The following is a 12,748-nucleotide window of genomic DNA, read 5'->3' as shown; positions in this document are numbered from 1 at the left end:
CGCCATCAATGTCGCATGTCGCGCCAGTCGACGCCCCATCACGACGGCTTTCATCGTGATGTCTCCTTAGCGGCCTTCTCGATCAGCCGCGCCACGGCTTCAGGGTGCGACACCATCACCAAATGCGAGGCGCCCTTGATGACCACGGTATCCCGTGAGTGGGCCCGAGCAGCCATGAATGCTGAAGCTTCCGCCGGTATGTTCTTGTCACCGGCCCCGTAGATGAACCAGGTTGGAAACTCTTTCCACGCCGCTTCAGTTTGGATTTCGTTCAGCGCCGCTTCTTCAATGGGCCTCTGCGCCGCGGCCATCAACCTGGTTTCGGCCTCGGGGACGTCGGCGGCGAACTGCCCGTGGAACCTGTCCTGCCGGATGTAGAGATCCTTGCCTCCGCTTGACAGGCTGACTGGCGGCGAGAGGGCCGGACCGAGCGTGCTGCCGGGATACTGGGCGGCGAGTTGCGCGGCTGTCTCGCCCGTATCCGGCGCGAAGGCGGCGACATAGACCAGCGCCTTGACGTTGGCGTGGCCTTCGGCCGCCTCGCTGATGACGGAGCCGCCGTAGGAATGCCCAACGAGAACGACAGGCGATTTGATGGAGCCAAGGATGTCGGCGACGTAGCCGGCGTCGTTTTTGACCCCACGTAGCGGATTGGCGACAGCTACGACGCGATAGCCATCCTTCTCGAGGATTTTGACGACGCCGTTCCAACTCGACGAATCCGCGAACGCACCGTGAACCAGAACGATCGTGGGTTTGTCGGCGTGCGCATATGCATTGCCGAACGAGGCGCTGGCGATCGCAAAGGCTGCGAGAAGTGTTTTCATCTGAATGTCCCTTCATGTTTGAGGTATCCCGCGAACCGCGCGGAGACGTAGGCGTGCCTCCTCGGTGTGGACGAGCCTGGGCGTCCAACCCATGCCCCCCAGGGCTTGGCCTATTGCGGCAGGGGCTTTCCGGTCTGCTCCGCCGCCATGTAGGCGGCGTACCAGTCCGGCCAATTCTCATCACGGCGGCCGCCGCTCCGCTGCTCGTGCTCACCGTGGGCCACCGACGCGCGCCGCATCGCGGCAGCCAGATCCGCTTCAGAGGCGAAGCTTGTCGAATTGCCGTCGATCCGGCCAGGAAGCCGAGCAATGATTTCCTGCAGCACCCAGCCGTTGTCGTCAGGATCGCTGAATGTAGCATACGAGACGTAGCTGCGCCCTTCAGGATCGCGACCGCTGATCGCGGGCTGGCCCGGTCCGGCGCGATGGAACACCTCGCTGACCTCGGCGCCGTGAGCAATGAGGTCGGCACGCGCCGCCTCGATGTTAGAGACGACGAGAAAGAGGCCATGCGCCGAGCCCGGAGCGGCCGAGGTGATGCCCTTGCCGAAGTGGATCGAGCCTGATGAGCCGGGCGGAGTGAACTGAACGACCCTGAACACGTCGCCGACCACGAAGTCGGCATCAAGCCTCCAGTCTAAGCCGCCGTAGAAGCTCTTGGCGCGATCGACATCCGAGACAGGGATAGCGATCACTTCGAGCTTCATATCGATGGGCGGCGCGCTCGCTGTGCGGACTGATGTTTCCAACGTGGTCTCGACCTGCCGCGCTTCAACCGTGGATGACATGGTCGTTCTCCTTCTCTTGGTTTTGTCACAAGCAGTATGTTGCCGCCCTGCGCCGCCTCGGCGGACCGACCTGCCGGTCCGACCGCCGTTTTGAAATGCGGACGACCTGATGGCTGCCCTTCGGCTTCAGATGGACTGGCGCAGCGGGCGGAAGGCGTCTCTGAGCTCTGCGCAAAACACCGTCGGCTGTTCCCAGGCCGCGAAGTGCCCGCCCTTGGCGAGCCGGTTGTAGTGGATCAGCTTCGGATAGGCTTTTTCAGCCCAGCTTTGCGGCGCCTGATAGATCTCGTCCGGGAAGGCGCTCACGGCAACTGGGATCTTGATGCCACGCGGATCGAAGAAACCCCCCGTCGGGAAATGTGCATTGTCCCAATAGAGGCGGCCCGACGAGATCGCCGTATTGGTCAACCAGTACAGCGTGACATTGTCGACGATGTCATCCTTCGTCAGCCCTTCGGCGCTCCCATCAAAGACGCGCGTGATGAGCCTGTAACTGCGAATGTCGTGGTCAAGCATCCAGGCGGCCAGCCCGACAGGCGAATCCACGATGCCGTACAGCGTCTGCGGACGGTTGTTCATCTCGATCGCATATCCCAGCCCGTTTTTGTTGAAGTCGTCGAGCTGGCCGTAAGCACGCTTCTCGTCCGGCGAAAGGTCGGAGGGCGCAGCAGCCCCTGCCGCCAGTGCCTTGGAGATATCGGCGGGCACCGTTGCGGCCATGTTGGTGTGGATGCCCAGCAATCCCGGTGGCTCCTGCAGAGCCATCTGCTCAGAGACGGCGTTCCCCCAATCGCCGCCCTGCGCCACGTATTTCATGTAACCGAGGCGCTGCATCAGCCTTGCCCATGCCTTGGCGATGCGGACGGGGGTCCATCCCGGTGCGGTCGGCTTGCCCGAGAAGCCATAACCTGGAAGCGAGGGGATCACGACGTGAAACGCATCGCCTTCGGTTCGGCCATGCGCGGTCGGATTGGTAAGCGGCTCGATGATCTTCAGCTGTTCTATGATCGAGCCAGGCCAGCCATGCGTCACGATGATCGGCAGCGCGTTCTCGTGCCTGGAACGCACGTGAATGAAGTGGATGTCCAGCCCGTCGATCTCCGTAATGAACTGCGGAAGCGCGTTGAGGCGGGCCTCCACCTTGCGCCAGTCGTAATCCTTCGCCCAGTGCTGCGCTAGTTTCTGAATCGTCGCCAGTTGCACGCCCTGCGTATCGTCCGCAACGGTCTCCTTATCGGGCCAGCGGGTCGCCATCACCCGCCGGCGCAGATCGTCGAGGTCGCTGTCTCGGAAGTTGACAGTGAAGGGACGGATCAACCCTTCCGCCGCTTGGGATGTTCCGGGAAGCATGTTGGCAGCCCCGGCGGCGGCTGCGGCGGCAAGTAGTTCGCGTCGTGTCATGACGTCCTCCTGTCTAAATTGGTTTTTTCGAATGCTGCTAACAGATCAACTGTCGGCGAAGGCGAATCCATCACACGATGGTATCGCCGATACTTTTGTATTGCTGGGCTACCAGGCGTCTGCTGTCCTTCATAAGGACAAGACCAGCAGCGAGGCCACGATGCGAGTTCGCTGGTCAACTGACCCGTACAGCATATGAGCCGGGGTCGGTCTTACCAGGATCGCTATGCGGGCGTGGCTGGCGGGTAGGCAGTGAACCGCTTCCACGCGATGTCTTGCGGTCGGACGGCCAAGAGCAACTCCTCGCCAGGCTGATGCGAACAATGGCTCGCCGGGCATCGTGGAAATGGCAATCCTCGCTCTGTTGGTCAGAGCTCTGCGTCGCGACGCGCGCCGAGCATCTCTGACCCACGCATCACGTTAAATCCGCGTTCAGTTGCGACGGCAAATCCTTGGATCGCTCGATCGAGAAATGCAGGCCGGCGAACGATCCGGACTCGGTGAACCACCAGTCGACCGATCCGCCGAGTTCCTCAGCCAGGGTTCGGACCCGCCGCCGCTCAGGACGCTCCTGGGAGTCCGCCGCCGTCGAGCGGCTGCCTCTGACCAGGCAGCGCACATTGCCGCCCCATCCACTCAAAGTAACCGCGATAGCTCCTCGCCGGCCCTTGAGATTGTGGCGCGCCGCGCTGCGGACCAGCTCGGATAGGATCAGTCCCACCCGCCGGCAACAAGCGGCGTCTAGCCGTATCTCGTCCGTCTTGACGCTGAGCCGAACTCGCAGCTGCTCCGACAGAGCCGCACATATGCTTCCCACGTGGCCACCAAGGTCCATGGTCCCATCATCAGTCGGAATCACCGGAGCCCGGCGGGCCGAGGGTGTTGCGCGCATCCGCTGCGCCGCCATGCTCAGTGCAAGCATTGCGACCGCGTCGCCGCGCAAGGCTGCCAATCGCAACTGGCGGGGTGTAGTGCGCGTACTGGTCGTGACAAGTTGCATAACGGATCCTTCGCAAAGTCCGCGCCATCGACGGAATTGTCGCGTGGTGCTCGATCCACTCAGAGCAGAGGCGATCCTGCTGATCTATTGCGCCAAGGTATCGCCGATACCTAAGGCGAATGCGCCTGGGCCGGCCTTCTTCACTTCGGGCTTGGCTAGATCACTCCCCACTGAACGATATCGTCGAGACGATAGTATCGCCGATACGTAGGTCCAATCGAAGTGCACGAATTTGAGCGGTAACTGACAAGCGTCTCGCAATTATTTGCCAAAGGAGGTTTCAGTGGACGCCAAGACAATCGCTTCACAAATTCGCCTGGTCCGATACACGGCCGCTTGCTGGCGTGTCACCTTCAACAACCCGCCACTCAATGTCATGGGACCGGAGATGGTGCGGCAGTTCCAGGCCACGATCGACGCCATCGAGGCTGACGGTGACGTCAGGGTCGTGGTCTTCGACAGCGCGGCCGAAGATTTCTTCCTGAACCATTCAGACTTCATGGCCCCTCTGGAAGAGATGACCTCGATGTCACCCGGACCGACGGGCTTGCCGCCCTGGCCCGATTTCCTCGTGCGCCTTACGCGTGCCCCTGTGGTTTCGATCGCGCTGATCCGTGGGCGCGCGACTGGCAACGGCAGCGAGCTGCTGCTTTCCTGCGACATGAGCTTCGCCAGCAAGGAGAAGACGATCATCTCGCAGTGGGAAGTCGGCGTGGGCATGGTGGCTGGCGGCGGGCCGATGGCTCGGCTGCCTAACCTTATCGGGCGAAATCGCGCCATGGAGGTGCTGCTGAGCTCGGAGGACATTTCCGCCGACAAGGCGGAAGCCTACGGCTACATCAACCGGGCGCTTCCCGACGCTGAACTCGACGCCTACGTTGAAGCGCTCGCCACCCGCATCTCCGGCTTCGACAAGTGGGCCATCGGCCAGACCAAGCGGCTGGTGAATACCAGCTTGCCGCCGGATGTCGAACTCGGCGCCGGATGGGAGGCCTGTATCGCCTCGCTCGGGCGGCCCGCCGCGCAGAGTGGCATCAAAGCCCTGACTGCCAAAGGCTTCCAAACGCCCGGCGATGTTGAAAATCGGCTGGGGTTCCACCTCGGCGAGCTGCCTCGCTAGGCAATCACCAAACGTTCAGAAAGGATGACTCTCATGGATTTGCTCATGACAGCCAAGAAGCTGGCCGAGCGCGTAGAGGCTGAAGCAATCAAAGCCAAGATTCCGGTAGCCGTCTGCATTGTCGACGTCCATGGCAACCTCGTGCTCCAGCATCGCATGAACGGCGCCCCGCTGTTCTCACTCGAGATATCGGAGCGGAAGGCCTACACCTCGGCCCTGGTGCGGATGCGCACGATTGATCTGCTGACATTGGTGCAGCCTGGTCAATCGCTCTACGTGCTCCCTTCGGTTGGTGGCGGCCGCTTCTGCCCCATGGGTGGCGGCGTCCCGTTGACCGAGAAGGGCGAGGTGTACGCTGGTATCGGCGTCAGCGGCGGAACGGCCGAGGAAGACGTGGCTATCGTTGAAGCTGCTCTGCAGGAGCGCGCCCAGGTGGCTGCTTGATCGAAGAAGGATGAGTCTTGCTCGCCGGCCGCCCGGCGGGCAGACGAGACCCTGTGTGGCTTTTTGGCGGCGAGGCCGTGAAGTCAATAATCATTCGCCGTTCTACGCCCTGCACGTCTGGATTTTGATGGAGACAGGTTCGTGAAACTCCACTGGCCACCCACGATCTGCAACATCACCGATCGTCTTGCTGTCAGGGGCGCGAACATCTCCATCGACGGCGAGTGCGTCGATTTGAGGCCGAGGCAGCCATGAGCCGAGTTCGCAGGATCGCAATCGTCATCGTTGTCCTTTTCGTGACATCGCTGGCGGCTTCGTGGGGCTGGCAGTGGTTCACAATAGGCCGCTTCGAGGAAACGACTGACAACGCATATCTGCGTGGAGACATCACCAGTATCGCTCCGAAGCTCGCCGGTTATGTGGTGGAGGTCGACGTAGATGACAACGCGAGTGTTTTGAAGGGCGCTGTCCTGTTTCGAGTCGACGACAACGATTATCGGGCCAAGGTGGAGCAGGCGAAGGCCAACGCCGCCGCCAGGAAGGCGGAAGTTGACAACATCGTGGCCACCTCTGCATTGCAGAAGGCCTTGATCGTGCAGGCCGACGCGCAGAGGCAATCAGCTGCAGCCGATCTGCAGTTTGCGCGCTCCAACCTCGACCGCTACGTCACCCTGCAGAGGAACGGGACCGCGAGCGATCAGAAACTGCAAGATGCGCAGGCGGCTTATGACAAAGCAAAAGCATCGGTGGATGGCGCAGACGCCAATGTTTTGGCTCAAAGGCTGAAGTTAGACGTCCTGGGTGCACAGTTGGCCAGCGCGGAAGCAGCCCAATCACAGGCGGAGGCTGCGCTCGACCTAGCTATGCTCGACCTGTCCAACACGGTGGTGAAGGCCCCGATCGACGGAATTGTTGGTAATCGTCAGATACGTGTCGGGCGATATGTCACTGCGGGTACTGCGGCGTTGGACATTGTTCCTGTAAAAGACGTTTGGATTGTCGCGAATTTTAAGGAAACGCAGCTAGAGCTGGTAAACATAGGGCAACGGGTACGTGTGACTGTCGACGAGTATCCAGACCTCGAAATTGACGGCGTCGTCGACAGCTTCTCTCCCGGCAGTGGTGCGGCATTTAGCCTGCTGCCGCCAGACAACGCCACGGGAAATTTCATCCGCGTCGTTCAGCGCGTGCCGGTCAAGATCAGGATAATGCGCAACCCCTTGCCCGGCCGCCTGGTTCCTGGCCTTTCGGCTCGTGTTGCTATCGCCGTCAGCGCCGGAGACACTTGGGCGGCGGCGCTGAAACCACAGACCGGCGGAATCGCGAACGGACAACCAATACAGTGACCCACCTTGTCGAAAAGCGGTCGGCGCAGCACCTTCTCGACGCGCGGCTGCGCGCTTTATCCGTAACAGGCGCTGTTGTACTGGCCGCGCTCATGGATGCGATCGCATCCACTGCTCTGTCCATCGGCCGGATCGGCCTGCTTGGCGACACCCACGCAACGCCGGACGGACTGGCGATGATCGATATTGTTTTCATCGCCGCTAAGCTGACTTCCTTCCTTGTCGCTCCACTCCTTGTCAGAGCGGTCAGGCCTACTGCCTGCTTGCGCGCAGGGGCTGTCATCCTTCTTCTGGCCTCCGCTGCAATGACATTGTCGGCCGATCTCGTCTGGATTTGCGTCTGCCGCGTTGCCCAGGGGCTGGCCGGTGGCACAATCCTGGTCGCCGGCCAGACCTTACTGTTTTTACGGTTTCCGCATCGACACCAGCCGGTCGTTCAGGCAGTTTTTGCTACAGGCGCCGTGATGGCTCCGACGACAATCACGCCTGCTCTCCATGGTTGGCTTGTCGACCATCTCACCTGGGACTGGATATTTCTGGCCAACATTCCGCTGGGCCTCGCCTCCCTTATCCTGCTGGCGGCGGAGGGTGACGCGACATTTTGGCGAGATGCCAAGCTTCCTATCCACAGGGTAATTTTGCTTGGCATCGGTACCACGCTTTTGACCTACGTCCTGCTGCAGGGCAGCAGGTTCAATTGGTTCGATGACACCGACATTGCTGTCCTTGCCGCGCTCGGTGTCATGTCTGTCGGCCTTCTGGCTATCGGCGAAATCGGGTTCCGTCCACGAGGCTCTTTGTTGCCGATCTCGCCACTTGGCGATCCGGACTTCCGCTTCGGACTTCTCGCCAGCCTGCTTGCTGGCTTTGCCCTTTCTGGCAGCGCCTATCTCATTCCCACTTTTGCCCTGACCGTCCTCGATTTCACCGCCACGGGCGCGGGAGTGCTTCTGCTGCCCAGCGGAGCCGCGCTTGCGCTGGCACTTCTGCTGTCGGGCCTTCTGATCGAAAAGGCGGGGATACGTGCGATCATGCTTGCTCCATTCGGAATTTTGCTCTTCGCCGGAGCCATGTGGCTGCTGTCTGGTTCGACGAGCGGCAGCGGTTCGGCGGACCTGGCCGTTCCGTTGCTCCTGCGCGGACTCGGTCTTGGTCTTCTGTTCATGGCGTTGACGATGATCACCCTCCAGGGGCTTGCGGCCGACGCGCTTCCGTTCGGCATTGGCCTGTTCAATTTTGGCAAGCAGGTTGGTGGTTTGGCCGGCACGGCCCTTCTGCAAACATATATTGACCACCAGAATGCGTATAACCGGACGATACTGGTTGCCCACGTTTTCAGTGGCGATCCCGCGGCTGACCAGCGCTTGAGGGCTGCTGCGAGCGCTTTGGCGTCAAACGGTGTCGACAGCACTGCATCGACAAAGGGAGCGGTCTTATTGTTGCAGCACGCGCTCGACAGGCAGGCCGCGGTTATCTCTTTCGATGAAGCTTTCTTCTCTTTCGTCCTGCTGTTCGCGGTCGCCGCGCCGTTTCTCATTCTGGCTAAGCGATTGCTCGGCCTCGGAGCCGTCAGGCGCAACCGGACAGCCGCGCATAAGCAAGACATGCTTCGGTGATGCCACATCTACTGCGAAATTCGGGTTTCACACATTCATCGCATGCCGAGCGAAAACTCAGAGTTTGCGATCCTTTCCGCTCCACCTCCGGCGAGACACGGCGTCTTCTAAATTAGCTTTGAAAAAACTCTATCGAGCGCCTCCACGAGAGCGGCTTCGCTAATTGGCTTGAATAGACATGCAACCGCGTCCCGACCGTCTAGTAACGGGCGGATCGACTCGTCGCGATGTGCCGTAATGAACACCACCGGAATATCGTGGCCGTGACGCCTGAGCTCGGTTCTCAGTTCGGCCACCGTCATATCGGGCATTGCGATGTCGAGGATTAGGCATCGCGTCTTTCGAGGTCTTTCGAGGGGAGAAATGCCTGTGCGGAGGGAAAGGCCTGAACGGGTAACCGAGCACTTTCAGCAGATCAGGCAAAGACTCGCGCACAGACTCGTCATCATCGATGATTGTCACGAGGGGCGCTTAGGCATTGGGGCTTCCTTCGTGGGATGCCTTCGCTCCTTGTGGCGTGTGCCCTGCGGGCTCGGCTGGAACAACCTGCACCGCAGGCTGCGGGATCGCGAACGAGAAGCTCGCCCCCGTGTCGGCGTTTCGGCTTGCCCAGATGCGGCCGCGGTGATGCTCGATGATTGACCGACTGACAGATAGACCGATGCCCATGCCGGTCGGCTTGGTCGTATAGAACGCGTCAAAGGCTCTATTGATACTCTCCGGGTCGATACCTACGCCGTTGTCCTTTACCGTCAGTTTCACTTGACCGTCTTCGTCCATTGCGGTGCTGAGTGTGACGCGCCTCGGTCGATCCTCGATCTCGCTCACAGCATCAGCCGCGTTAAGAAGAAGGTTCAACACGACCTGCTGAAGCTGCACACGGTCGCCAACGATCTTCGGCAGGTCAGGCGCGAGATCAACCTCGAGGTCCACCCGTCCTCGCCGCAACTCGATGGTCGTCAGGGCGAGCAAATCTCGCACAGCCTCGTTGAGGTCGACTGACTCGGTGGTCTCACTTTTTTTGCTGAACAAGGCGCGCAGCTTGCTGACGACTTCGGCGGCGCGATTGCCATCGCGGATTGTGCGCCGCGCGGTTTCGCGCGCGCCCTCGATATCTGGCGGATTGGACGCGAGCATGCGCAGTCCGGTGCTGGCGTTAGTAATGATACCCGAAAGCGGCTGGTTAACTTCATGAGCGATCGACGCCGTCATCGCCCCAAGGGTGCTGACCCTCGAGACGTACGCCAATTCTGTGCGCAGCTCGTTGACAGCCTCCTCGGCCAATCTCCGCTCTGTAATGTCCTGCATGGTGCCAACGAAGATCTTCTGCCCGTCAACTTGAGTGTCCGGGCGCGATTCTGTGCGCAGATATTTGACGCGGCCGTCGGGCATGCGGAGTCGAACGTCGTAATCGTGATCCACAATACCGGCCTGCGCCTCTGCAAGCTTAGTCGTCAGCAGCGGGATGTCGTCGGGATGGACCCGGGTGGCGATCTGCTCAACGGTAATCGGCACGCTCGAATCGAACTCGAAGATCCGGTAGAGTTCTTCCGAAAAGAACGTGATCTCCCTTGTCGCTAAGATCCACACGAAACTTCCGGTGGAGCTCACGCGCTGCGCATGCGCGAGCGAGGCTTCGCTTTTCACCAACTCGTCTTCGGCGCGTTTGCGATCCTCGATGTCAGTATTGATGCCGTACCACCTGACGACCGCTCCGGTTTCGTCGCGTAGTGGGCTCGCTCGGAAGATGAACCACCTGTATTTGGCGTCGGCACCGCATAGCCGCGCCTCGCACTCGGCGCTCGAGCCGGTCTCCCGGGCTTTCTCCAATGCGGCACCCAATCGCTGCAAATCCTCTGGATGCACTGCCGACGTCCAGCCCCAGTCCGCTAAGTCGTCGAGCGATCGCCCGACATAGTCGAGATAGTGCTGATTGAAGAAGTCGGCCGCGCCGTCTGGATGTGCTGACCAGGCCAATGCCGGGATGGCATCGACGGTGACTTGCAGGTTGCGCTCGCTGGCCGCGAGGGCTTGTTCAGCATGCTTGCGATCGTCGATGTCAATCATCAGACAGTACCAGCGGATGATGCGTCCATCGGCATCTTTGGCTGGGAGACCACGGACCTGGAACCAGCGATACGCCCCGTCGAAGCGCCGCAGTCGCGTTTCCGTGTCGATCGGACGTCCTGAATGGAAAGATCCCCTCAGGACTTCAACGTGGTGTTCGACATCGGCGGGATGGACCGTGCCGTTCGTCGGCCAGTTCGAAAATTCCTCGATCGTCTGGCCGAGATATTCAAGGAACTGGGCGTTGACGTCTTCGGCGGCACCGCTCGGCGCGAAGGTGGCGATCAGGCCGGGGGTGGTGTTCACCGCTAGCCGGAGTTGACCCTCGCTTTCGCGCAGCGCTAGCTCCGCCTTTTTCTGATCATCGATGTCGGTCAGCACCCCATACCAGCGGAGGATGCGGCCATCGGCGTCTCGCAACGGATTGTTGCGGACCTGGAACCATCGATAGACGCCATCGAATCGTCGTATCCGAGTTTCGAACCGGCTTTCTCGATCCAGGGTCATGAACGTTCGGAAGTACTTCAACGTCCCACCGAAGTCGTCGGGATGGACCATATCGGTCGTCGTCCATTGCTTCAGTATCTCAAGCGTGTACCCGAGATATCCCAGAAGCCGTTTGTTTGCGTCCGTGATTCCTGTCTCTGGAGAGACTACGATAATGCCCGCTGGAAGGGTGTCGAGCGTCAGGCGCAGCTCACTTTCACTGGCCCGAAGCGCGTCCTCCGCAAACCGTCGCTCGGCCACTTCGCGATGGAGTGCTTCGTTAGCGCGAGCGAGATCCGCCGTAAGTTGAGGTATGTCCATTTCCATTTGGCCGCCTGTCTCCCGTCGAAGCCTTCGGCCGCGTAGGATTCCAGGCTGCTCCTGGGCGGCAGTCGCCACAAATGCCGACCCCGGCATGACCGGCCAATTCGGTACACCCGCCAGCAGCGCTAGGCAACTTCAGGAAGCTCCCGCCTTGAGCACCAAATCCAAATTATCATAGGTGGCACTCGTCGCACGACCGTTGGTCGCTGGACCCGAGGTGCTCGAACACGGTATGGCCCAACTGGCACGACAGAGTTAGCAGAGCGCAAGATTATTGCTTCCTCCGCGGGCCCGGCTCACCAACGACCGCTCTCACGCGGCGCTTGGACGGATCGGACGTCGGGGATGCGGCGCAAGTCAATTCCACACTAGCCGCGACCTACGGCACCATTTACTCCACACTCGGTCCACGGCGGGATGGGTCCTCTCCACCACCGCTGGCGAATATATTCATTTCTGCTCTGACAACTGCTCGCTTTCCACCGTCACTTCCGTCAAACCACCGGTGTCGACATCAAAAATAAAGCCGCGCACGGGAACGTCTTTAGCAATCCATGGGTGCGATCTAATTTTCGTTATTTGCTCTTTCGTGTGGTTTTCAGGATCTTTATATGAGAAGAATCGCATAGGCGCCGGCGTTGCGTCGCCAGTCTGCGCGCTGAACTTTGTGTTCAAATCCTCGTCTGTAAAGCTCGTGAATCCACAGCCCGTGTGGTTGAGCAGCATAATCTCTGCTGAGCCCAGTACCCGGGTGGACACAATAAGTTCCCCCATCACATCATCTGTTACAGCCGGACCGCCAGTGCGAATTACGTCCATGTCGGCATTGTTCAAACCTAAGATTCCCACTAGGTCAGAGAGCCGCGGATCCATGCAGGTTACGATCGCAATCTTTGGCCGAGGGTGCGCCCCCAGCTTTGAGTCATACCCCTGGGCATACCGCTCATTGGCCTCTAGAGCCTTATCGATGAGACTCATGATCTTTCTCCTTGTTTAGCAATCCGCTTCAATTGCGGCAGTCATAGTCCGCTGGAGAGCTGCCGCTGTCGATGAGACCAAGGTGTCGGGTGGACCGACAAATTGCCGACTGAATGTCGGCCATTTCCGACCAACGGGCAGAAGCCAGGAAGCGGACATCGCCGGCCGACAACGACACATGCCGAGTCGGCAGCAACTCCTCTTTCCTGCTTTGGGCCGCTGAAGCGTACCGGCGGGGTTTCGGTGCCTTTTCACGGCTCGTACTTCGGCGCCACGTGAAGAACGTTCGAACTCACACGTGGGAATTCGAACTCACACGTAGAACTTGAACGGTTGGCGATCCTCTCCCTT

At 60.2% G+C, this 12,748-nt stretch carries 11 protein-coding genes; 4 read left to right on the top strand and 7 right to left on the bottom strand.

What is annotated here, in order from left to right; all coding sequences use genetic code 11:
* Window positions 1-50: 50 nt before the first annotated feature.
* The 4 genes from LB526_RS07400 to LB526_RS07385 form a co-directional block, all read right to left on the bottom strand.
* Window positions 51-827 carry an alpha/beta fold hydrolase gene (locus tag LB526_RS07400; protein WP_224627060.1) on the bottom strand — a complete coding sequence of 259 codons (777 nt, stop codon included), beginning with the start codon at window positions 825-827 and terminating at the stop codon, window positions 51-53.
* Between the two features lie 110 nt (window positions 828-937).
* Window positions 938-1,534, bottom strand: coding sequence for a VOC family protein (locus LB526_RS07395; RefSeq protein WP_224582279.1), 597 nt, complete (start codon window positions 1,532-1,534; stop codon window positions 938-940).
* A 207-nt stretch (window positions 1,535-1,741) separates the two neighbouring features.
* Window positions 1,742-3,016, bottom strand: a complete 1,275-nt coding sequence (locus LB526_RS07390; RefSeq protein WP_224627059.1) for an epoxide hydrolase family protein — start codon at window positions 3,014-3,016, stop codon at window positions 1,742-1,744.
* A 415-nt stretch (window positions 3,017-3,431) separates the two neighbouring features.
* On the bottom strand, window positions 3,432-4,016 hold the full coding sequence (locus LB526_RS07385) for a hypothetical protein (protein ID WP_224627057.1): 585 nt from the start codon (window positions 4,014-4,016) through the stop codon (window positions 3,432-3,434).
* A gap of 283 nt (window positions 4,017-4,299) precedes the next feature.
* Between LB526_RS07385 and LB526_RS07380 the strand changes: the two genes are divergently transcribed.
* From LB526_RS07380 to LB526_RS07365, 4 genes are all read left to right on the top strand, one after another.
* The gene (locus tag LB526_RS07380; RefSeq protein ID WP_224582104.1) at window positions 4,300-5,136 is read left to right on the top strand and encodes an enoyl-CoA hydratase/isomerase family protein; all 837 of its coding nucleotides are present in this window, start codon (window positions 4,300-4,302) and stop codon (window positions 5,134-5,136) included.
* A gap of 33 nt (window positions 5,137-5,169) precedes the next feature.
* The gene (locus LB526_RS07375; RefSeq protein WP_140502839.1) at window positions 5,170-5,580 is read left to right on the top strand and encodes a GlcG/HbpS family heme-binding protein; all 411 of its coding nucleotides are present in this window, start codon (window positions 5,170-5,172) and stop codon (window positions 5,578-5,580) included.
* Between the two features lie 251 nt (window positions 5,581-5,831).
* Complete coding sequence (locus LB526_RS07370; protein ID WP_224627055.1) at window positions 5,832-6,926, top strand: HlyD family secretion protein; 1,095 nt, start codon at window positions 5,832-5,834, stop codon at window positions 6,924-6,926.
* Window positions 6,923-8,542: an MFS transporter gene (locus LB526_RS07365; RefSeq protein WP_224627054.1), complete on the top strand. Its 1,620-nt coding sequence runs from the start codon at window positions 6,923-6,925 to the stop codon at window positions 8,540-8,542. Before LB526_RS07370 ends, LB526_RS07365 begins: the two co-directional genes overlap by 4 nt.
* A 107-nt stretch (window positions 8,543-8,649) precedes the next feature.
* Here LB526_RS07365 and LB526_RS07360 read toward each other — a convergent pair whose 3' ends face one another.
* The 3 genes from LB526_RS07360 to LB526_RS07350 form a co-directional block, all read right to left on the bottom strand.
* A complete protein-coding gene (locus LB526_RS07360; RefSeq protein WP_263483172.1) occupies window positions 8,650-8,844 on the bottom strand; it encodes a response regulator in 195 nt (64 codons plus the stop codon).
* A gap of 169 nt (window positions 8,845-9,013) precedes the next feature.
* Window positions 9,014-11,422 carry a PAS domain S-box protein gene (locus LB526_RS07355; protein WP_224627053.1) on the bottom strand — a complete coding sequence of 803 codons (2,409 nt, stop codon included), beginning with the start codon at window positions 11,420-11,422 and terminating at the stop codon, window positions 9,014-9,016.
* Between the two features lie 447 nt (window positions 11,423-11,869).
* On the bottom strand, window positions 11,870-12,397 hold the full coding sequence (locus tag LB526_RS07350; protein ID WP_224627052.1) for a beta-class carbonic anhydrase: 528 nt from the start codon (window positions 12,395-12,397) through the stop codon (window positions 11,870-11,872).
* Between the last annotated feature and the right edge of the window lie 351 nt (window positions 12,398-12,748).

It is taken from the genome of Mesorhizobium sp. CA6, from assembly GCF_020165035.1.
In the GTDB taxonomy this organism is placed as follows: domain Bacteria; phylum Pseudomonadota; class Alphaproteobacteria; order Rhizobiales; family Rhizobiaceae; genus Mesorhizobium.
Note: the sequence above shows the minus strand (reverse complement) of the source record. Positions and strands in the feature narration are given on the sequence as shown.